This window comes from Kineothrix sp. MSJ-39, from assembly GCF_018917935.1.
In the GTDB taxonomy this organism is placed as follows: domain Bacteria; phylum Bacillota; class Clostridia; order Lachnospirales; family Lachnospiraceae; genus CAG-194.
This window is the reverse complement of the sequence record NZ_JAHLPN010000002.1, coordinates 267,721-288,104: the sequence shown is the minus strand read 5'-3', so window position 1 is coordinate 288,104 and position 20,384 is coordinate 267,721. Positions and strand designations below refer to the sequence as shown.

General features: G+C 43.6%; 20 protein-coding genes and 1 tRNA gene. 15 read left to right on the top strand and 6 right to left on the bottom strand.

All coding sequences use genetic code 11. The features are described 5' to 3' along the window. Positions 1–13 precede the first annotated feature (13 nt). The 3 genes from KQI22_RS02895 (at position 14) to KQI22_RS02885 (ending at position 2,305) form a co-directional block, all read left to right on the top strand. Positions 14–595, top strand: a complete 582-nt coding sequence (locus tag KQI22_RS02895; protein WP_216550569.1) for a manganese efflux pump — start codon at positions 14–16, stop codon at positions 593–595. Positions 596–787: 192 nt separating this feature from the next. Beyond that, positions 788–1,657, top strand: a complete 870-nt coding sequence (gene nudC / locus KQI22_RS02890) for an NAD(+) diphosphatase (RefSeq protein WP_216550568.1) — start codon at positions 788–790, stop codon at positions 1,655–1,657. 90 nt (positions 1,658–1,747) lie between these two features. After that, the gene (locus KQI22_RS02885) at positions 1,748–2,305 is read left to right on the top strand and encodes a hypothetical protein (RefSeq protein WP_216550567.1); all 558 of its coding nucleotides are present in this window, start codon (positions 1,748–1,750) and stop codon (positions 2,303–2,305) included. Positions 2,306–2,520: 215 nt separating this feature from the next. Here KQI22_RS02885 and KQI22_RS02880 read toward each other — a convergent pair whose 3' ends face one another. Genes KQI22_RS02880 through KQI22_RS02870 form a run of 3 tightly spaced genes read right to left on the bottom strand, consistent with a single transcriptional unit; the run spans position 2,521 to position 4,824 of the window. Then, positions 2,521–4,077 (bottom strand): DUF4153 domain-containing protein, encoded by a 1,557-nt coding sequence (locus KQI22_RS02880; RefSeq protein ID WP_216550566.1) that lies wholly within the window; start codon positions 4,075–4,077, stop codon positions 2,521–2,523. A 17-nt stretch (positions 4,078–4,094) separates the two neighbouring features. Next, positions 4,095–4,322: a helix-turn-helix domain-containing protein gene (locus KQI22_RS02875; protein ID WP_216550565.1), complete on the bottom strand. Its 228-nt coding sequence runs from the start codon at positions 4,320–4,322 to the stop codon at positions 4,095–4,097. 55 nt (positions 4,323–4,377) lie between these two features. Next, entirely contained in the window at positions 4,378–4,824 is a 447-nt protein-coding gene (locus KQI22_RS02870; RefSeq protein WP_216550564.1) for a DUF2975 domain-containing protein, read from the bottom strand. 263 nt (positions 4,825–5,087) lie between these two features. Here KQI22_RS02870 and KQI22_RS02865 point away from each other — a divergent pair, with 263 nt between their 5' ends. The 3 genes from KQI22_RS02865 to KQI22_RS02855 all read left to right on the top strand — a co-directional run bounded on the left by KQI22_RS02865 (position 5,088) and on the right by KQI22_RS02855 (position 7,257). Then, a complete protein-coding gene (locus KQI22_RS02865; RefSeq protein WP_216550563.1) occupies positions 5,088–5,885 on the top strand; it encodes a PD-(D/E)XK nuclease family transposase in 798 nt (265 codons plus the stop codon). Positions 5,886–6,055: 170 nt separating this feature from the next. Beyond that, positions 6,056–6,541 carry a LytTR family DNA-binding domain-containing protein gene (locus KQI22_RS02860; RefSeq protein WP_253293479.1) on the top strand — a complete coding sequence of 162 codons (486 nt, stop codon included), beginning with the start codon at positions 6,056–6,058 and terminating at the stop codon, positions 6,539–6,541. After that, positions 6,538–7,257: a LiaF transmembrane domain-containing protein gene (locus KQI22_RS02855; RefSeq protein WP_216550562.1), complete on the top strand. Its 720-nt coding sequence runs from the start codon at positions 6,538–6,540 to the stop codon at positions 7,255–7,257. Before KQI22_RS02860 ends, KQI22_RS02855 begins: the two co-directional genes overlap by 4 nt. Positions 7,258–7,423: 166 nt before the next feature. Here the strand turns inward: KQI22_RS02855 and KQI22_RS02850 are convergent, their stop codons facing one another. Then, positions 7,424–8,503 (bottom strand): serine/threonine-protein kinase, encoded by a 1,080-nt coding sequence (locus KQI22_RS02850; protein ID WP_216550561.1) that lies wholly within the window; start codon positions 8,501–8,503, stop codon positions 7,424–7,426. Positions 8,504–8,556: 53 nt separating this feature from the next. Between KQI22_RS02850 and KQI22_RS02845 the strand changes: the two genes are divergently transcribed. The 3 genes from KQI22_RS02845 to KQI22_RS02835 all read left to right on the top strand — a co-directional run bounded on the left by KQI22_RS02845 (position 8,557) and on the right by KQI22_RS02835 (position 10,401). Beyond that, positions 8,557–9,018: a hypothetical protein gene (locus tag KQI22_RS02845; protein ID WP_216550560.1), complete on the top strand. Its 462-nt coding sequence runs from the start codon at positions 8,557–8,559 to the stop codon at positions 9,016–9,018. 67 nt (positions 9,019–9,085) lie between these two features. Further along, the gene (locus KQI22_RS02840; RefSeq protein ID WP_216550559.1) at positions 9,086–10,024 is read left to right on the top strand and encodes a hypothetical protein; all 939 of its coding nucleotides are present in this window, start codon (positions 9,086–9,088) and stop codon (positions 10,022–10,024) included. Positions 10,025–10,044: 20 nt separating this feature from the next. Further along, the gene (locus KQI22_RS02835; RefSeq protein ID WP_216550558.1) at positions 10,045–10,401 is read left to right on the top strand and encodes a hypothetical protein; all 357 of its coding nucleotides are present in this window, start codon (positions 10,045–10,047) and stop codon (positions 10,399–10,401) included. A gap of 1 nt (position 10,402) precedes the next feature. Here the strand turns inward: KQI22_RS02835 and KQI22_RS02830 are convergent, their stop codons facing one another. Further along, positions 10,403–10,843, bottom strand: coding sequence for a GNAT family N-acetyltransferase (locus KQI22_RS02830; RefSeq protein ID WP_216550557.1), 441 nt, complete (start codon positions 10,841–10,843; stop codon positions 10,403–10,405). Positions 10,844–10,913: 70 nt separating this feature from the next. After that, positions 10,914–10,988: transfer RNA gene (locus tag KQI22_RS02825), tRNA-Pro, on the bottom strand. 418 nt (positions 10,989–11,406) lie between these two features. Between KQI22_RS02825 and KQI22_RS02815 the strand changes: the two genes are divergently transcribed. From KQI22_RS02815 to KQI22_RS02790, 6 genes are all read left to right on the top strand, one after another. Continuing rightward, the gene (locus KQI22_RS02815; protein WP_253293478.1) at positions 11,407–13,845 is read left to right on the top strand and encodes a bifunctional homocysteine S-methyltransferase/methylenetetrahydrofolate reductase; all 2,439 of its coding nucleotides are present in this window, start codon (positions 11,407–11,409) and stop codon (positions 13,843–13,845) included. Beyond that, the gene (locus KQI22_RS02810; RefSeq protein WP_216550556.1) at positions 13,823–15,451 is read left to right on the top strand and encodes a putative polysaccharide biosynthesis protein; all 1,629 of its coding nucleotides are present in this window, start codon (positions 13,823–13,825) and stop codon (positions 15,449–15,451) included. The genes KQI22_RS02815 and KQI22_RS02810 overlap by 23 nt, the downstream gene beginning before the upstream one ends. Before the next feature lie 109 nt (positions 15,452–15,560). Continuing rightward, entirely contained in the window at positions 15,561–16,520 is a 960-nt protein-coding gene (locus tag KQI22_RS02805) for a DUF3298 and DUF4163 domain-containing protein (RefSeq protein WP_216550555.1), read from the top strand. Then, positions 16,517–18,328 (top strand): aminopeptidase P family protein, encoded by a 1,812-nt coding sequence (locus KQI22_RS02800; RefSeq protein ID WP_216550554.1) that lies wholly within the window; start codon positions 16,517–16,519, stop codon positions 18,326–18,328. The genes KQI22_RS02805 and KQI22_RS02800 overlap by 4 nt, the downstream gene beginning before the upstream one ends. A 19-nt stretch (positions 18,329–18,347) precedes the next feature. Then, on the top strand, positions 18,348–19,052 hold the full coding sequence (locus KQI22_RS02795; protein WP_216550553.1) for a response regulator transcription factor: 705 nt from the start codon (positions 18,348–18,350) through the stop codon (positions 19,050–19,052). Next, positions 19,045–20,376 carry a sensor histidine kinase gene (locus tag KQI22_RS02790; protein WP_216550552.1) on the top strand — a complete coding sequence of 444 codons (1,332 nt, stop codon included), beginning with the start codon at positions 19,045–19,047 and terminating at the stop codon, positions 20,374–20,376. The genes KQI22_RS02795 and KQI22_RS02790 overlap by 8 nt, the downstream gene beginning before the upstream one ends. The last annotated feature ends 8 nt before the right edge of the window (positions 20,377–20,384 follow it).

The following is a 20,384-nucleotide window of genomic DNA, read 5'->3' as shown; positions in this document are numbered from 1 at the left end:
GGAGGTGCAAAGCATGGATGCCAGTTTATTATTGGTAATCGGAATTGCTTTAGGATTAGGCTTTGATTTATATGCTAAGGCAGTCTGCCAGGGAGCTTTGCTCTCCCGTATCGATAAAGCAAAATTAGCGCTTGGACTTTTGGTCTGTGGCATATACCAGTTGATTGTGTTACTGGTTGGATATGCACTGACGATCTGGCTCAGAGGTTCTTATCTGGCAGATAAAGGAGAAGCTTTAAATCCATTGATCAGTATGATCATATTTGTGGCATTTGCCATAAAAATGCTGAAGACCGCATGGAAAAATGAAGGTATCGTGGAAAGCAGACATGATGAAAAATATCTGATCCGTATTTTCATAAGCCTTTGCCTGCAGGTTGGATTTTATACACTTCTGACCGGTATTGCCCTTGGTATGATGCAGCTTCGATCCATTTATGAGATTGGTATTTTAACAGTTGTCTGCATCATAGCCGTATTACTTGGTCTGATCGGTGGATATCGTTTTGGATACAGCCAGAAAACAGGTGCTTATGCAATCGGTGGCAGTATCCTGATTATTGTCGCTGTAGCGACAGGATTTTTATATCTTTAATCATTTTCAGATCCTTTCAGGATCTGCAATGATATATTTTCATTCCCTATTTGATAACTGCCCGGTTCGCCGGGCAGTTGTTTTTTGTTATGGCGATGAGGAACAAAATCAAGCATATGCTAAGTTTGACATGAAGGATATAATATAATAAATGAATCATATGCCACAATTTTATTAAGGAAGGTATAGAACGTGATACAGGATATTGCACCAAAGAAGTTTTACAATCAATATGCAGCAAAAAAAACATCCGCAAATAGCCGGATCTTGAGTTTTTCTGATGGGAAGATACTCTATCGGGAAACAGCCGGAGAAATGGATTTTCTCACATTTGAGCAGGTAGAGGCACATTTCATGCTGGAAAATGAAAAATCAGAACTTCCGGTATATACTTATTTATTTTCTATAGATGAAGAAGATTTCTTTTTGATGGATCTGCAGGATCAGATATTTGAGGATTTCACGTATCACAGAATGTTTGAAACCAGACGACTTCATCCAAAGGAATATGTACTTGCAGCAGCGACAGGCTGGCATTTATATGTATGGTATCGTGATAATCAGTTTTGTGGCAGATGTGCCCAAAAACTTGTGCATGATGAACATCTTCGGATGATGAAATGTCCATCCTGTGGCAACATGGTTTTCCCAAAGATTGCGCCGGCGGTTATTGTAGGTGTGACAAATGGAGATAAGATCCTGATGACGAAATATGCAGGCAGGGAGTATAAAAAATATGCGCTCATCGCAGGCTTTACAGAGATCGGAGAGACTGCAGAGCAGACAGTAGAGCGGGAAGTCATGGAAGAAGTCGGACTTCATGTCAAAAATATCCGCTACTACAAAAGTCAGCCATGGGGATACGACAGTGACCTTTTGCTTGGCTATTTTTGTGAACTTGCAGAGGAACATGAGATAGAGCTAGATGAAACAGAGCTTTCGCTTGCAGAATGGGTAGATTATAAGGATGTTCCGGATGATCCGGAGGGACTGAGCCTTACCAGAGAGATGATGCTGACCTTCCGGGAGAAAAAGAAAAGAGAACATGGGGAACTTTCATAATTCTTAAGTTTTTTTCGGGTAAAAAGTCATTAAAAAAACACATTTATTATGTATAAATGACGGTAACAAAAAAAGAAAGGATGAAAGTTTATGAAAGCAAAACAAATTGCAATATTATTAGCATTGACTACTATGATGATCGCTGGATGCGGATCAAATACAAAAAATACAGATACTCCGACTGAGGTTAATACAAGTACAGAAACGACAGATGAGACCTCATCTGATGAAACAAATGTAAATGAGACAGCTTCTGATGCGTCATCATCTGATGAAGCAAATACGGAAGAAACGGATTCTAATTCCGGCGAGACTGCAAATGAAGCAGCAGTCAATTTTGCTGAGAAGATCAAAAGTGCTGTAGCTGCAAAGGATCAGGAAGCTCTGGCGGATCTTGTGAATTATCCGGTCTATGTTGGTTTTAAAGATAATGGACAGGTTGTAGATACGAAGGAAGATTTTATGAAACTGGATGCTTCCGAATTGTTTACCGATGATCTGCTTGATGCTGTTGCAAATGCAGATGAGAGCGAAGATGTCATGAGTCCGAGTATGGCAGGGTTTACCCTATATCACAACAATGAAGGTGCAAGCCTGACTTTCAGTGTACAGGAAGGAAAGCTGGGCGTTACAGGAATTAATTATTAATAATGGTATTTGTACAGAATGAAACGGAATATGATGGCACAGAATATATGGAAGATCTGGGAAAATCAGAGGAATATGTAAAGAGTCTGATAGAATCTTAAAAAGCATTGAGATTGAAGTTAAAACATATAATCCTCCTTTTGATAACGAACAACACAGACCCATGTTGATTCATTGTCAAAAGGAGGATTTTATTATTGTGTATGAAAAAAAGGCTACTTGGTATCCAATATTTGGAATGCTCTGTAAACAGATAAATTAAATTCCCGTGGTCCCATATTCCTTCCTCTTTCTCTGGCGGCGGTTCTAAAGTCCTGTAAAATCCAGTTATGTGTTTCTTCACTTAATGGACCGTCTGCATCAAATATACCGGCTCTTTCCAGAGCAGGGACAGCGTCCAGACTGAGATCACTTAAGTAATAAACATCCGCATTTTCCTGCTGACAGTTGTAAGCTGCAGTGATCGCATCCGGTCTTGCCAGAGAGAAAAGCAGGTAGCAGACGGTAACTGTTACTGTCATGAAAGAGAACAGTGGGAAACTGCTTTTGTAAATGGAAATAACAACACCGGTCAGGCAAATGGCAAGGGTAAGGAGTGCCACAAGTACAAAAATCCGTAAAAAGGTCAGTTGATAGGATTCTATGTATAAAAGCATACGCATTGTGCTGGAGGCGATCATAATATAAGTACACCCGCAGATAATGGTCAGGATGATTTTGAGCACTTTGTTTTCCCGGTAATGCTTCTGGCAGAACAGGACAAGTACAAGATTGATCAGGCAGACGAACAAAAGCTGGAAAAAGCCCTGTCTTGCATATGCTGCATAGGTGTAACCATCAGGTAACTGCATGTTTCCAATAAACAGATAGGCAATCTGAATAATACTGAAGCACAGATAGATCACCGTTAAAATAGAGGAAAAAGTAATGGCAATGATCGGTTCCATTGTCTTTTTATTTTCCATGACAGGGTTTACATCCTGAAAAGCAAGCTCGATCAGGATACAATAAGAAGCAAACATGCCAAAGCAGATGGTAAACACAATTGCGAATATGGTACCAAAGTCAATGTTCTCAAAGAGACTGGAAAACAGCCGGTCTGAAAAGGAACGGAATACCACATCCGCACTTAACAGTAAGGAACAGACAACTAAAAGCAGCGGAATTGCGATCAAAATACCCAAAAAGACATAGTAAATTTTGGTGTTTTTCCTTTTCTGATGTGCTTTTAAATATTGCTGCAAGCTCTTAAACGGATAGTTGAGCCGTCCAATAGAAAATGTAATTGTATGAAGGAGCGCGCCGCAGAACTTGGAAAAATCCCATTCCTTTGTATCGTAAAAATGGCGCAGTAAAAAGCAGAAAAATAAAAGTATAATACCTACATAATTTAAAAAGGCAAGAATCAGACTGTCAGTCAGCATATTGGAAAGCCCTAAAAGACAGATGGAAATGATAAAGAACCATTTCTTATTGTCTGTCTTAATAGAGAGTTTCTTAAAACAGAAAAGTACATAACCGATCGTGGCAGCGCAAAGTAAGACAGAGGTAACAGCCATGAAATTCTGATAGATACAAAAACAGAAAAACAAGCCATATAAAATACTGCCAACGCCGAAGGTAGAAAAGTTATCCACCATAGCCTTTATGAGAGGCGGATCGTCCTTTTTGCAGGTTACAGGGCTCATATTGGTAGATATCTCAGTATTATTTGTAACCTGTTTATTTTGATCTGCAGTATGCTTTTCCGGATTTTGATTTGTAATATTCATTTTACTTCCCTTCTTTCTCATTTATTTTCCGTACTATTTTCATCCGGTTCATATGCTAAAATATCGCCGGGCTGGCAATCCAGTGCTTTGCAGATCGCGTCGAGAGTCTGCAGGCGGATTGCCTTTGCTTTATTGTTTTTTAAAACGGACAGGTTTGCCATTGTGATATCTACTTCCTTGGATAATTCAGTCAGGCCTTTTTTTCGTTTCGCCATCATGACATCAAGATTGATAATGATTGCCATAGTATATTTCCTCGTCTTTCTTTTCTAAATGATAGAATGCTTCTGAATTGCTTCATCAGATCGTCAGATCATTTTCTTCTTTGTAGCTGACAGCGCGGTCAAATACACCGGCGAGCACTTTACTGAACAGTCCTGCGATCACAAAAACAAGAATAATGATCAAAACAGCGGGTGTTAAGTAAAGAAACAGGCGGAAAGCTGTCAAAAGAGCAATTAGAAAGCTGTATGTACCCATTTTATGCAGGCTTTTTACATTTTCTTTGACAAAGCAGTTGTCCGCAAGTACCGTATCGAACATTTTCCGTAATTCTCCGATCAGCAAAATTGCTAAAACGCCGGACAGGAAAAAGATTACGACAAGCGGCCAGTAGTAGATAACAAACAGATCATTGTAGGATCCGTACCATTTGAATGTAAATGGCAGTGTCAGGCATACAAGCATGCCTGCAAAATACATAAAATCCAATAAAAATTTTGTGATTCTGGTCAGTTTCAGATTCATGGTAATTCCTCTTCTTTCTTTCCTTTGATTTATCCAGATCATAATACAAGATCATATGAATGTCAATAATAATTTATCGTAAATCGATAAAATATTATTGCAAAACTATAAGACAAATTTGTATATTGTCATATATTATTGCATCTTTTATAATAAGTGCATAGGGCAGGATAAGTCCTTCTGGGGATTGTTATGAAATGAACGGTTTATGTAATGTCTGAGATTTTACCGATTAGATAAAATCTATTGAGTCATGGCATAAGATGAAGGAAAAGAAACAAAGAAAGACAAATGCTGAGCAGTTGTCGATCGTGGAAAAGCTCAGACCGATTGATGATGGATTCTTTGAAGTGATGATGGAAGATCCGGATACTTGCGAAGAATTGCTGCAGATATTTATGGAAAAGGCTGATCTGAAGATCCGTAAAGATACGGTTACAGGGCAGAAAAGCATCCATATTATTGGAAAACGTTCGATAAGAGTGGATGCATACGCAGAAGGGGAAGAAGATGTTGTTTACAATATCGAGATTCAGAAAGCAGATAATGATAATCACGTAAAACGAGTCCGTTATAATGCATCCGCGATCACAGTAAATCGTTCAGAACCCGGAGACAGATTTGAGCATGTACAGGAAGTATACATTATTTATGTTTCCAATTTTGATGTATTGCAGAATGGGCGAACAATCAGTCATGCAGAGATGATTTGTAAGGAAACAGGAGAATCGTTACAGGATGGACTGCATGAAATTTATGTGACGACAACCGGAAAAGAAGATAGCAAAATAGCACGTCTTATGAAGGAATTTCTGAATCCGGATATGAATAATCCTGAATTTCCCAAAACATCCAGACGTGTACAGGCAATGAAGCATGATCCAAAGGAGGTGGCAATCGTGTGCAAGGCAATAGAGGAATATGCAGATAAGAGAGCGATAAAAGATGTTATTGATGAATTAAGAGTATTTGGTGTTACCAATGAGCAGATTGCTGAAAGAATAAAGATAAAATATAATCTTTCCGATGACCAGATTGCTGCTTATTTGAAAACAGAATAAAAGTGAAAATGTCTGAGAGCAAGAATCAGATATATACTATAACCCAAATTCCCGGAAGTTATCCCATTACTTCCGGGAATTTTTATGTATACAGGCTATTTTCTGCCACTTACCTGCGTATTTCGACCGCTTACCGAAAAGGCATTTACATTTGGCATAGATACCGTATAATGACAACAACAGGAGGTGGTCAGGTGAAGATACGAGTGGAAATAGATCCAGAAGCGTCAGAAGAAGAAATCGTGCTCCATTGCAGGGAGCTGACGCCGGAGGTCGTAAAGCTTCAGCAGATGTTGGCGAAGCAGATCAAAAGTGCCGGTCAGATCATATTGTATCAAAACGACACCGAATATTATCTGGAAACAGACAGAATCCTGTTTTTTGAAACGGAAGGCTCGCAGGTGCTGGCACATACGGAAACTGAAATATTTGAAGCAAGGAAAAAACTGTATGAGCTGGAAGATATACTTGGAGCGGATTTTCTGCGGATCTCCAAATCCGCGATCGTGAATCTGAACCGGATCTATGCGATCCGGCGGAATCTGGCAGCATCCTCGGAGATTTCCTTTCAGGGAACGCACAAACAGATTTATGTTTCAAGAGCTTACATAAAAGTATTGAAGGAAAGATTGGAAGAAAAGAGGTTAGAAAGATGAAAAAAACAAGCAGAATATTTTGGGGACTTGGATTTATCACAGCAGCGGTATTTCTGGTATTGAGCCAGATGCATCTGATCACAGCACAGATCAGTGTATGGAGTGCATTGATCGGTATTTTGTGTGCAGCACTCCTTGTCAGCAGTATTGCAGACAGAAGTTTTGGCGGGATCTTCTTTTCACTGGGGCTTGCCTGGCTTACATTTGCCGAAACACTGGGACTTCCCAAAGTCGGTTTTTGGAATGTGGTGATCATAGTTGTATTTCTGACGATCGGATTCAATATTTTGTTTCCACATAAACACAAAAATCATGGAGAGCAGGATGATCCGCATGCAAAGAGATCGGATTTTACCAAGTACCAGAAGATAACTGAGGAAGAAGGAGACGGTTATGTGGAATGCTCCAATTCATTCGGCGAAACAACGAAATATGTCAATATGTCTGATTTAAAACGCGGACGTTTTCAGAATTCTTTCGGAGAACTGAAGGTATATCTGGATCAGGCACATATGGCAGGAGACAGCGTAACGATCGAGGTTTCCAATAGTTTCGGACAGCTTACTTTATTTGTCCCGAAAGAATGGAATGTAGTGCAGAAGGTCAGTGTATTTGCGGCAAGTGTGGATGAGAAGCGTTGCGGAGATTCTAATGGTCCGGTCTGCTATCTGAACGGAAGCGTCAGCTTCGGAGAAATTGAAATTGTATATGTATAAAGTGGAATAGCCTATGAAAAGAGGGTTGCTTCCGGCAAATGATCTTGTCGGAAACAACCCTCTTTTTTGTCGGCTGTTTTTTATGGATTGCTTAAAAATTCATCCGGCGTATAAAAATTCCCACCGTAAGGGTGGCAACAGGATCAAGATTGTAGTGTTATAATCATTACGTTGAAAACCAAATTGATTCTGTAATACAAAGCATCAACAGTAAGCAGAAGATAACTGCAATATTTAACAAAAGAATACCAAGATAATGGACTACTTTATTTCGGCTGCGGCAAAATGGCAGGAACCTTTGTACGTCAAGGTAATTAAAGCTGCAGAAAATGATAGAGAGAAATATCGCGAAAACATAGATTCTTTCAACCCATAAATGCGCGCCATAGGTGTTTTTAATCTCAAGTGTCAGGCAGAGCCATGTAAGAAACAGGTAACAGAGAAAGGACAGAAACATTTTCCATGGTGTCTTTGTCCGGAATCCCGGTAATGCATATTTTTGAAAACCGGAGGAAGCTGTAGCAGAAAGACCGGTTTCGGATGGCAGCTTTGAGAGATGGGATAATTCATTTCTAAGTTCCCTTACATCCTGATAACGCCCGGAAGGATCTACCTGTGTACATTTCTGTATGATTGTCTGAATTCTTTTATCAGAGTAGTTTACGGAAGCAGTCATTTCTTTCAGGAGAATGCCCAGAGAATAAATGTCTGTCTGGGGAGAGGATGCGCCAAAGCCGTATTGCTCCGGGGCTGCATAGCCCTGTGTACCAAGCAGCACTGTATCTTTTTCCTGCTCGGAGTAATATTTGGCAGCATTAAAATCAAGCAGAACTGCTTTGTTGTAATTTGTGATGATAATATTGGACGGCTTGATATCTCTGTGTATGATGGCGGGAGAATGTGCATGAAGGCTTTCCAGAATATCGCACAGCTCCGGCATATAGCAAAAGATATCGGTTAGGGAAAGCTTACCTTCATCGATCTTGTCCTGAAGAGAACAGCCCGAAATGTATTCTTCGATCAGGATCAGCCTGTTATCCTCTTCCAGATATTCGATGATCCGGGGAATTCCCATAACAGGATTTTTGTACAGGTATTCATAAACGGCAATATTATAAACATCCAGGATCTTTTTGATATAAAGTTTCTGTGTTTCAATATGTTGTACCAGATAAATATGGTGCGGTTCATTTATAGTAGCGATTGTTTTGTAATAGGAGACAGCAAGTCGATGTGATAAGTCCATAACAGCAGCCCTTTCTTTTTACTATGTGGATATTATAGCAGACAGGAGGATATATGAGCGAAAAATCTACCAAAGAGTTAGCAGATATTTTGGGAAAAACACATTTATCGGAGTTTGACCAGTATTGTAAGGATCATAAGGAGAGCATGAAAGCAGGAAAAGATATGTTTTCCATTTATATAAAAAATATTTTGAGCGAAAAAGGCATGACCCAGCAGACAGTGTTTCTGAAGGCGGATATTCCGGAGCGATACGGTTATAAGCTGTTATCGGGAGAAAAGCACACAAAGCAGAGAGATGTCATTTTGCGGATCTGTTATGCGGCAGAACTGTCTCTGGCAGAGACACAGAGAGCACTGCAAAATTATGAAATGCCGATGTTATATGCAAAAATACCGCGAGATGCGCTTTTGATGATCATTTTTAATGAAAGACCGGGCAGTATTATCGAAGTCAATGCACTTTTGAAAGAAAATAATATGGCACCGCTGCGCACAAGCGGATCACAGGATTAGAGGGATAATAAAGCGGGGACGCCTGTTTTTATTATAAATAACAATTTTCAGGAGGTACATAGGAAATATGAAGAGGAATCTGAAGGTAGTAACGTTAGGTGTTTGCCTTTCTCTTTTAGCAGCGATGGCAGCAGGCTGTGGATCTGACAATGTCGGAGAAGACAAGCAGATCGCAGGCGTGGAAACAGATTCTGCCGATGCAGAAGCAGAAACTTCAGCAACAGATGCAGCAGAGGATGGAAGCGCACAAGAAGCAGCAGGAGCTGCAGCCACGATCACAGAGCAGGTCTTATATGATGAAAATGATATCAAGATCACCGCAACGGGCTTAGAAGACGGTTTGTTTGGTACAGAGCTGCAGTTGCTCATTGAAAACAATTCCGGGCAGGGGATCACCGTGCAGGCAAGAAATGCCAATGTAAACGGATACATGGTTTCCACTATGATGTCAGCGGATGTGGCAGCAGGCAAAAAAGCAAACGATTCCCTGACTTTTGAAACAAGCGGCTTAAAGGAATGTGGTATTGAAACGATCGCAACGATGGAATTTGCTTTCCACATTTTTGATACAGAGTCGTGGGACGATATAGCAGACACTGCGGTCATAAAGGTAGATACTTCCGCAGCGGGCAGCTACACACAGACATATGATGATTCCGGGGAAGTGTTAGTCGATGCTGACGGCGTTAAGATCGTTGGAAAGGGATTATCCGCAGATGGTTCGTTCTGGGGACCGGGCGTGATCCTGTATATCGAAAATAACACAGAAAAAGATATTACTGTGCAGGTCAGAGATGTGTCTGTCAATGGATTTATGGTCGAGTCATCCATGTCGGAAGATGTTGTGGCAGGAAAGAAAGCGCTCAGTGCAGTACAGTTTTTCAGCTCTGATCTGGAAAGCAATTCGATCACAGATATCACGGATGTAGAGCTGTATTTCCATATTTTTGAGCTGTCAACTATGGATACGGTATTTGATTCCGATGTGATCACAATTCAGTTTTAAGAAAGGGAAGAGGTTTCAATATGAAGGTTTGGAAGTTAGTTTCAGGTATTTTATCAATGGTTCTGTTTATTCTGGTGGCTTTTCAGTCCTGCGCTGCGGGCGTGTCAAATGCGCTGGAGAATAACGGAGAGGTTTCCGGATCAGCGGGACTGATCGTGGCAGTGCTGATGCTGGCAGGCGGGATCGTTTCCGTTGCAACAAGAAAGTCCGAAAAGATGGGCGGCAATATTGCGCTGATCATCTTATTCGGACTGGCTGCTCTGCTTGGATTTTCAAATTACGGAAGCTTTTCCGATCTGATGATCTGGTCTGTCTGGTGTCTGCTGAATGCGATCCTGGCAGTTGTTGCGATCATCACAGGAAAGAAGAAAGCGTAAATTATTCTTCTTTTTTCTTCCGGTAACACATTCTATATTCTATTTCGCCGAGATCCTCGTGCGGAAGAGAGCGGAGCTTCTGGAAATTACGGTTTTCGTAAAAACAGACAGCTCCGTAATTTTTCTCGAAAACATCCAGCTCGATGAAGTCATAATATTGCAGGACATAGGCGATCAGCTTTGTCCCGATGCCAAGCCCGCGGTAATCCTTATGGACGAAAAGCCCTTCAATATAGCCTTCATCCACACCAATAAAACCGACGATCAGACCGTCTATTTCGTATACATAGACCTCTGATTTCGGAATCAGTCTGGATACATACCCATAACTCCTGTCCCAGTAGGAGATAGGAATAAAGTCATGCACTTCACAGTTACCATCGTACCAGATCTGCATGACTTTCTTTAAATCCATATCATAAAATTTCCGAATGATATCCATATAATCAATCCCCCAATCGATTATAGTCTGCCATATTTCTCATGTTGTAAAAAATCCGCTATATAAAAAATCGGAGTGACAAGATTCGAACTTGCGACCTCCGCCTCCCTAAGACGGCGCTCTAACCAAACTGAGCCACACCCCGAAAATCAACAGTTGAAAAACCGTATCAATACTGTACCATCATATATGTAATTCCCTAAAAACGCAAGAGAAAATTATATATTCTTTATATATTTCAGCGTCTGCTATATGGTATAATGTAATAAACGCAAAAAGAAAACAAGCGACACCGAAGGTGTCATTTGTTTTCTTGCGTTTATTAACGAGCAAACGGTCTGCGAAGCAGACAGAGAGCACCGGAGGTGCGGGTTTGCGAGTAAATCCGGAGGAGAAGGAAGAGCAAACGGTCTGCGAAGCAGACAGGAAGCACCGGAGGTGCGGGTTTGCGAGTAAATCCGGAGGAGAGGGAAGAGCAAACGGTCTGCGAAGCAGACAGAGAGCACCGGAGGTGCGGGTTTGCGAGTAAATCCACTACAGAAAATAATAAAAAGGAACTCAACATGAAACAAGGCATACTTTTTGATTTAGACGGAACATTATGGGACAGCGCACAAGCTGTCGTAGACTCCTGGAATGAGATCATCGAAACCTTACCGGACTTTCATAAGCTGATCACGAATGAAGACATGTGTCAGCTCATGGGTAAGACAATGGATGATATTGCATATACTTACTTTCATACAGTCAGCAGGGAAAGGGCACTTGAGATCCTGCAGGCTTGCATGGATCATGAAAATGATTATATTGAGCAGCATGGCGGTGTTTTATTCCCGGGGCTGGAAGATGTGCTGAAGGAGCTGTCGGAAAAATATGATCTCTTTATCGTCAGCAACTGCCAGCTTGGGTATATCGAAGCTTTCCTGTCATACCATAAGCTCGGAAAATATTTTAAAGATACGGAATGCTTTGGACGAACAAAGCGTTGCAAAGGGGATTCGATCGCAATCCTTCTGGACAGACAGGATCTGGAGCAGGCTGTTTATGTGGGAGATATTGAAGGCGATTTCATTTCTGCCACGCAGGCGGGACTTCCGTTTATCCATGCAGCATACGGTTTTGGCAAAGTACCGCAGGCAGCTTACGCGATCCGGTCCATACAGGAGCTTCCTGCCATGGCACAAAAGGTGTTTGCAAAGAAAGACATCCGTGCGTTTCTGCACACGCAGAAGCTGATCACCGATGGTGCATTTGGTACGTATTTCAGCAGCATCTGTCAGAACGGCATTTTCCCGGAACGCGCCAATACACAGGCGCCTGCACTTGTAAAACAGGTGCATGAGGCTTACCTTTCAGCCGGCGCACAGCTTATCCGAACGAATACATTTGCAGCGAATACAAAAACGCTGGATATGGGACTGGATGAGGTGCTGGAAACGATAGAAGCGGGCTTTACGATCGCCAAAGAGGCAGCGGAGCCTTACAGACAAAAGCATCCGGTCTTTCTGGCAGGTGATATCGGGCCGATCCCCGGTGGCAGACAGGAGCAGGAAGAAGAGATCACAGAGGAATATTTGCAGATCGCGCGGAAATTTGTGGCACTGGGAGCAGATCTTCTGGTGTTCGAAACATTCCCGAATCTGGATCAGATCCTGCCCGTGATCCAGCAGATCCGCAAGGAATCACCGATCTTTATTCTGGTGCAGTTTGCGGTCAACCAGCTGGGCTACAGCGTGGCAGGCATCAGTGCAAGAAGCCTGCTTGAGGAGGCTGCGCAGGTTACAGAGATCGATGCAGCAGGCTTAAACTGCGGTGTCGGTCCTGGTCATATGTATAATATCGTCAAACAGGTAAATACCCTGAGCAGTAAATATTTATCCGTACTTCCGAATGCAAGTTATCCGAAGGTTGTACAGGACAGATTGGTATTTCTGGAAAATATGGATTATTTTGCGGACAAGATGGTGGAGATCACCGATCTCGGTGCCTCTATTGTCGGTGGCTGCTGCGGAACCAATCCCGACTATATCAGAAGACTGGTAAAAGCACTCGGAGAGAAGCATCTTCGAGCAGAAAAGCCTTCTCCGGTGCATATCACCGTAAAGGAAAAGACAGAGCAGGCAGAGGATCACAGCTTTTATGCGGGAAAAAGCGGAAAGCTGATCGCGGTTGAGCTTTCACCACCGCCTTCTGCGAACGATCAGAAGCTGTTAGAGGCAGCGCATCTGCTTTCTGCCATGCATGTAGATACCGTTACTTTCCCGGATTCTCCGTCCGGGCGGACAAGAGCGGATTCCATTCTGATGGCGGCAAAGGTAGCGCGGGAAACAGATCTTTGTGTTATGCCGCATATCTGCTGCAGGGATAAAAATGCGATCGCGATTCGTTCACAGCTTTTGGGCGCATATTTAAGCGATATCCGTAATGCGCTGGTGATCACGGGAGATCCTGTGCCAAGTATGGCAAGAGAAGATGTCAGAAGTGTATTTAATTTCGATTCTGTCGGTCTTATGAAGCTGGTTCAGGAGATGAACCGAGAGGAATTTGCATCCGATCCGTTTTTTGTAGGTGGTGCGATCAACCAGAACAGGCTCAGGCTTGATGTGGAGATCAATCGTGTGAAACGGAAAATGGAACATGGAGCAACTTTCTTCATGACACAGCCTGTTTTTACAAAAGAGGAGATCGATAAGATCCACCGTATCAAGGAAGAAACAGGTGCGCGGATCCTCTGTGGTATCATGCCGCTTGTCAGCCGTAAAAATGCGCTGTTCATCAAAAATGAGATGACAGGCATGTGTGTGACGGATGAGATCGTGGCACGTTTTGCAGATGACATGGGCCGCAGTGAAGGAGAAGCGGTTGGCTGCGCTATTGCAAGGGAAATGATGGCACTTGCGGCAGATTTTGCAGACGGTTATTACTTCTCGATCCCATTTAACAGGGTATATTTATTACGTGATATGACAGGAGTTATCAATGAGTCAGGAAAAGAAAAATGATGGATTTATCATGCAGGCTGGTATTCTGGCGATCACCGGTATTTTAGTCCGTGTCATTGGAATCTTATACCGTGCGCCGCTTACAGGCATTATAGGGGATGAAGGAAACGGCTATTATACAAGTGCGTACAATATTTACACGATCATTCTGCTGATCTCATCTTATAGCATTCCTTCTGCGATCTCCAAGGTGATCGCACAGCGACTGGCACTGCGCGAGTATCGGAATGCACATAAGATCTTCCGCTGTTCGCTCCTGTATGTGTTTATCGTGGGCGGAATTGCCAGTCTGGTTGCATTTTTTGCAGCCCCTTGGCTGGTGGAAACGAATTCTACGATCGTACTGCGTGTGTTTGCACCGACTATCTTTTTATCCGGTTTTTTAGGTGTACTTCGCGGCTATTTCCAGGCGCATCGGACAATGCTGCAGACATCCTTTTCCCAGATCATTGAGCAGATCTTAAATGCAGTGGTCAGTCTTGGAGCTGCTTATTTGCTGATCAAAACGGTTTCGGGAAAGGACGAAACAACACAGGCGATCTACGGAGCCATGGGAAGTGCCATGGGTACGGGCAGCGGTGTTTTGATCGCGCTTCTTTTTATGTGGCTTGTGTACAAGCTGAACCAGAAGTTTATCCTGCGCAGAGCCGATCGTGACAGAAATCATACAGAACTGAGTTATTCCCAGATATTCGGCATTATTTTCAGTATGGTAACGCCGTTTATCCTGAGTACATTTATTTACAATTTTTCCACCTCGTTAAACCAGACGGTCTATACCAAGATCATGAAGTATGTGCTTGGTATTTCAGAAAAGGAGATTGCGACCAATTACGGTGTGTTCGGCGGAAAGGCAGTTGTCATTGCCAATATTCCGATCGCGATCGCTTCCGCGATGTCCTCTGCGATGATCCCAAGCATTTCCGGTTCTTATGCACAGGGTGATCTGAAAAAGGCGCGTCATCAGGTGGCAGCAGCGATTAAAACAACCATGCTGATCTCCATTCCGTGTGCAGCGGGCTTATTTGCACTGGCACAGCCTGTCACACAGTTGTTATTCCCGCAGAGATCTTCCCTTGCGCTGGCATCTTCCCTGCTTCGGGCGATCAGTATCACAGTTGTCTTTTATGCTCTGTCTACATTGACAAATGCGGTATTACAGGGAATCGGAAAAGTGAATGTTCCGGTTATCAATGCAGCACTTGCCCTTGTTGTGCAGACGGTCGTTTTAGTACCGCTTCTGCTGTTTACAAAACTTTCTTTATATGCACTGGCGATCGCCATGATCACATATTCGCTGCTGATGTGTGTGCTCAATAATATAGCGGTCAGAAAATCCCTGCATTATAAGCAGGAATGGCTGCGTACTTTTGTGGTTCCGGGGCTTGCTTCCCTGATCATGGGTGTTCTGGCATATCTGATCTATCAGGGCATTTATATGCTGCTGAAGATCAATGTGGTAGCACTTTGTATTGCGATCCTGGTTGCGATCTTTGTATACTTTGCCCTTGTGATCTGGGCAGGCGGACTGACAAAGGATGAGATCCTGAATATGCCAAAAGGAGCGACTCTGGTTCGCATTTTACAGAAAATAAGATTACTGTAGTGAATGTCATGAACCGAAAGGTTCATGATGTAGCCTCAGCTCATCTGCGAAGCAGATTATGCATGAGCTGAGGTTCACGATATTTTCATGATATTATAGGAGGATAAATATGAAAAAAAGAACCTTGATCCTATGTGGACTGCTTCTTTCCATCAGTCTGCTGGCAGGCTGTCAGAAGCAGGAGGAAGTGACAGCAGATCAGACACAGGAAGTTTCAGATGTCTCCGCTGATCAGGTACAGGAAGAAGACGGACAGGCGTCTGATACAGATACAGCAAGTGATGAAGCGGAAGCTGCAGATGACAGTGAAGCGTCCGATACGGAAGAGAATGTATCCGATAAAGCTGCAGCTTTTGAGATTTCCTATGAAAAAGAAACGGGTGAGATGAAATCGGATGATGGAACGATTTCTTATCTGAAGTATGAATTTAATCTGCCAAAGGTAACCAGTACAGACAATCCGGAAGCGGCTGAGCAGATCAACAGCTACTTTGCGCAGCAGAAGGAAGCCCTGCTTTCCGATTGTAATGAATATTATGAGTGGGCAAAAGAGGATTATCAGACCAGAGTGGATATCGCACAGGAAAACGGAACAGAAGAACCGACGGAAGATACCTTCGGTTATTACAGTGGCAGCGATTATACCGTGATGCGGCAGGACGATACCGTGATCAGTTTTCAGGAGCAGTCCACGACTTATACCGGAGGTGCACATGGCAATAATATAATCGCCGGTGTTACCTTTGATGCAAAGACAGGAGAGAGGATCCTTCTGAGTGATCTGATGGAAGACGAAGAGGAAGGAAAAGCGCAGGTTGATCAGCTTCTGCTTGAAAAGGCACAGGAAATGCAGGAAAAATCCATGCAGGAAGACGGATATGGCATCTTTTTTGAAGAATATGAAAACTATATTCCGGATGTGCTGACAGAGGATTCCTGGTATCTGACAGAAGATGGCATGACGATCGTATCGAACGAATATCTGCTTGCACCATATGCAGCAGGTGCGACCTATTTTGATCTGCCTTATGAGACTTGTGATTTTATAAAGGAAGTGTATCGAAAATGAGTGAGAATATCCATGCAGCCAGAATTAATCAGCTGAGAAGCAGAATGCAGCAGGAGGATCTGCGGGCCTATCTGATCCCGATGAATGATTTTCATGGCTCGGAATATATCGGAGAATATTTTAAAACAATTGCGTGGTTTGGCGGATTTACCGGATCTGCCGCCACGCTTCTTGTCACTGAGACGGAAAGCCTTTTATGGACAGACGGCAGATATTTTCTGCAGGCAGAGGAACAGCTTGCGGGAACGGGCATCCGGTTAATGAAAATGGGAGAGGCGAATGTCCCGACAGTAACGGCGTATATTGCCGGTCAATTACAAAAATGTAAGCAGGCAGGGAAAACGATGCGGATCGGTTTTGATGGCAGAGTCGTCGGTGCTGCTTATGTGGAAAAGCTGCAGCAGGAAATTGAAGAGCTGTGCGGGCAGAAGGCACAGATAGAGGACGGAAAGGATCTGGCAGGTGAGATCTGGGGGGCGGAAAGACCTCCGCTTTCCAAGGAACCGATCTGGGAGCTTGCACTTTCTTATGCAGGGGTAGCCAGAGATATCAAGCTGAAGGCTGCACAGATCAAAATGCAGGAGCAGGGCGTTGATTACCTGATCCTGACTTCGCTGGATGAGATTGCCTGGATCCTGAACCTGCGCGGGAATGACATTGCCTACAATCCGGTATTTCTTTCTTATCTGGTGCTTTCCAAAACAAGAGCAACCTTATATGTCCGCAGCAGAGAATCCTTACCGGTATTTGAGGAGGCGGTCGATGTCAGGGCGTATGAGGATTTCTATCAGGATCTTCAGTCATTCCCGGCAGGAAGTAAGATCTGGCTGGACGTGGATACTGTGAATTACAAAATTGTAAGTATGTTGGCAGAGAATTACAATATTGTAATCTCCAAAAGCCCGGTCGCTTTGGAAAAGGCAGTAAAAAACCATACAGAAGTAGAAAATGAAAGACAGGCACATATCTGGGACGGCGTTGCGGTGACACGTTTCATCCGCTGGCTGAAAACAGAGGTCAGAACCGGTAAGGAAGAGGCTACAGAGCTTTCCGCGGCGGAAAAGCTGGAAGGCTACAGGAAGCAGATGCCGCATTATCTGGGGCAGAGCTTTGCGCCGATCATAGCCTATGGCAGTCATGGTGCTATCGTGCATTATGAGCCGACGGAAGAAACGGATATCCCGATCGGAAAAGAGAGCTTCCTTCTGGCAGATACAGGCGGTCATTATCTGGAGGGAACGACAGATATCACAAGGACAATTGTCATGGGGCCGATTACAAAATTGCAAAAGCAGCATTATACCGCGGTGCTTCTGGGCAACTTACGGCTGATGGATGCAAAATTCCGCTATGGACTGAGCGGAGCGCATCTGGATTATCTGGCGAGAGAGCCATTATACAGAATGGGGCTTGATTTCAAGCATGGAACAGGGCATGGAGTCGGTTATCTGCTGAATGTGCATGAAGGGCCGAATGCGATCCGCAGCCGCGTGGCGGAGGATGGCGTATTCAAGCAGGGCATGATCACTTCCGATGAACCGGGGCTTTATATAGAAGGTGCATATGGGATCCGTCTGGAAAACCTGCTCCTGTGCGTGCATGCGGAAAAGACAGAGTACGGACAGTTTATGAAATTTGAGCCGCTTACGTTTGTGCCTTTTGATCCGGAAGCGATCGACTGGGAGATGCTGTCCGGGCACGATAAAGAGTTGTTTGAGGGTTACCAGAAACAGGTATATGAGACACTGGCACCTCATTTAACAGAAGAAGAAAAGCAGTGGCTTTTACGGGAAACAAGGAATTTGTGATGCAAAAGGAGGAAAATGCATGAAAACAGGCAATATCTTGGTCATAGACGATGATGTGGAGATCCGTGAGATCGTACAGGTGCTTCTTTCCAGTGAAGGATATACGGTAGAAACTGTGGCAGATGGTATGCAGGCACTAACGATCCTGAAGGAAAAGACATTTTCGCCGGATGTGATCATTCTGGATATCATGATGCCCGATATGGACGGATACAGTGTCTGCAAGCAGATCCGCGAGATCTCGCAGGTTCCGGTTCTGTTTTTGACGGCAAAGAACAGGGAGACCGATCTGGTAGAAGGCTTTCTGGCAGGCGGTGATGATTATATGCAGAAGCCGTTTTCTTATACAGAGCTGATTGCCAGAGTGGGCGGACTGATGCGCAGATACAGACAATACGGCGGACAGTCGGATCCGCAGAAGGAAAAGCAGGTCTTTATCAGCGATCTGATCATCGACAAGGATCAGGTTTCCGTGACGAAAAACGGCAAAAATGTGGAGCTGACGAATACAGAGTACGGCATTTTACTGCTGCTTTCCGAAAATAAGGGCAAGGTATTCTCCCTGCAGGAAATCTATGAAGCGGTCTGGCAGGATACTTTTTTACCTTCCGCGAGCAATACAGTCATGGTGCATATCAGAAATCTGCGGGAAAAACTCAAGCAGGAAGAAGGACAGGGCGAGCTGATCAAGAATAAATGGGGAAGAGGCTACTATATTGAGTAAGGAAAAGAAGCAAAAAGAGATCTATACTTCTGTATTTAAGACAAAGCTCTGGAAAAAGCTGTATTTTTGCTGTCTGGGGGCAGCAACGGGATCTGTTTTACTGCTTGCACTGCTTTTCTTTGGCAGCAGGAGCATTATTTACCATCATATGGCAGAGCAGGATGTACAGCAGACACAAAAAGATCAGGTTATGGCGGAATTACAGGCTTTTGTATCCCAGCGGGGACTTTCCACGATCAACAAAAAGGAGATCCTGCAGTGGGAAAAGAAAAAGGGCGTGATGGGCACAAAAGATACGATCCGGGAGCTTGAAACGTTGCAGGCAAAATATAACAACTCCGTCATTTCGATCTACCAAAGACCGCAGGAGATACAGCCATACGAGGTGCGTTTCAAGGATGCGGTTGTCCTGTGCGAACCGATTTTGGACAGAATGACGGAACGGTATACGACGGTCGCACTTGTTATTTCCGTGCTGATCTCAACGTTATTTTTTATCTTTTTGCTGATGCAGTGCATGAAAAAGAGATTGTCTTACGTAGTAGGACTGCGCGACGATCTGCGTCTGCTCGAGGCGGGAGATCTGGATCGTGAGGTTACAGTAAGCGGAAATGATGAACTGTCACAGATTGGAGAGGGTATCAATAACCTGCGGCGGAACGTGCTGCATAAGATCCAGACGGAGAGAGATGCCATTACGGCAAACCATGAGCTGATCACGGCGATGTCGCATGACCTGCGGACGCCTCTGACAAAGCAGATCGGATATCTGGAGATTTTGTACCGGCGCAAATTCACACAGGAAGAGGAGCTGTTTGATTATATCCAGAAGGCAAGAAGTAATGCATTTATCATGAAGGATACAACGGACAAGCTGTTCCGGTATTTCCTTGCATTTGGCGGACAGCAGCAGGAGGCGCAGCAGTCCGAGGTAGACGGCAAAGCACTGCTGAATTCTGTCCTGAAGGAACAAATCGCTTATATCAACAGCCAGGGCTTTGTTGTTTCCTTTTCACCCATCCAGGAATCGTTCCGGATGCTGATCAATCCCGAGGAATTCGCGCGGATCTTTGACAATATTTTCCATAATCTGCGTAAATACGGAGATAATACGGTTCCTGTCAATATCAGTTATACACTGCAGCCGGGAGAGCTGCTTTTAATGGTGCAGAACGGCGTCAGACAGGATACTTCCAAGGTGGAAAGCACGAAGATCGGGCTGAAAATTGTGGAAAAGATCATGAAATCCATGGGTGGCAGTGTAGAAGTTATGAATGATGGACAGTATTTTATCATTCAGCTGGTTTTTAAAGTCGATGATTAAAACACAAG

Bases quoted from the DNA above. Each gene is read 5' to 3' on its own strand.
- KQI22_RS02895 (WP_216550569.1), top strand. From the start codon at position 14: ATGGATGCCAGTTTATTATTGGTAATCGGAATTGCTTTAGGATTAGGC.
- KQI22_RS02885 (WP_216550567.1), top strand. From the start codon at position 1,748: ATGAAAGCAAAACAAATTGCAATATTATTAGCATTGACTACTATGATG.
- KQI22_RS02880 (WP_216550566.1), bottom strand. From the start codon at position 4,077: ATGAATATTACAAATCAAAATCCGGAAAAGCATACTGCAGATCAAAAT.
- KQI22_RS02875 (WP_216550565.1), bottom strand. From the start codon at position 4,322: ATGGCAATCATTATCAATCTTGATGTCATGATGGCGAAACGAAAAAAA.
- KQI22_RS02870 (WP_216550564.1), bottom strand. From the start codon at position 4,824: ATGAATCTGAAACTGACCAGAATCACAAAATTTTTATTGGATTTTATG.
- KQI22_RS02865 (WP_216550563.1), top strand. From the start codon at position 5,088: ATGAAGGAAAAGAAACAAAGAAAGACAAATGCTGAGCAGTTGTCGATC.
- KQI22_RS02860 (WP_253293479.1), top strand. From the start codon at position 6,056: ATGACAACAACAGGAGGTGGTCAGGTGAAGATACGAGTGGAAATAGAT.
- KQI22_RS02855 (WP_216550562.1), top strand. From the start codon at position 6,538: ATGAAAAAAACAAGCAGAATATTTTGGGGACTTGGATTTATCACAGCA.
- KQI22_RS02850 (WP_216550561.1), bottom strand. From the start codon at position 8,503: ATGGACTTATCACATCGACTTGCTGTCTCCTATTACAAAACAATCGCT.
- KQI22_RS02845 (WP_216550560.1), top strand. From the start codon at position 8,557: ATGAGCGAAAAATCTACCAAAGAGTTAGCAGATATTTTGGGAAAAACA.
- KQI22_RS02840 (WP_216550559.1), top strand. From the start codon at position 9,086: ATGAAGAGGAATCTGAAGGTAGTAACGTTAGGTGTTTGCCTTTCTCTT.
- KQI22_RS02835 (WP_216550558.1), top strand. From the start codon at position 10,045: ATGAAGGTTTGGAAGTTAGTTTCAGGTATTTTATCAATGGTTCTGTTT.
- KQI22_RS02830 (WP_216550557.1), bottom strand. From the start codon at position 10,843: ATGGATATCATTCGGAAATTTTATGATATGGATTTAAAGAAAGTCATG.
- KQI22_RS02815 (WP_253293478.1), top strand. From the start codon at position 11,407: ATGAAACAAGGCATACTTTTTGATTTAGACGGAACATTATGGGACAGC.
- KQI22_RS02810 (WP_216550556.1), top strand. From the start codon at position 13,823: ATGAGTCAGGAAAAGAAAAATGATGGATTTATCATGCAGGCTGGTATT.
- KQI22_RS02805 (WP_216550555.1), top strand. From the start codon at position 15,561: ATGAAAAAAAGAACCTTGATCCTATGTGGACTGCTTCTTTCCATCAGT.
- KQI22_RS02800 (WP_216550554.1), top strand. From the start codon at position 16,517: ATGAGTGAGAATATCCATGCAGCCAGAATTAATCAGCTGAGAAGCAGA.
- KQI22_RS02795 (WP_216550553.1), top strand. From the start codon at position 18,348: ATGAAAACAGGCAATATCTTGGTCATAGACGATGATGTGGAGATCCGT.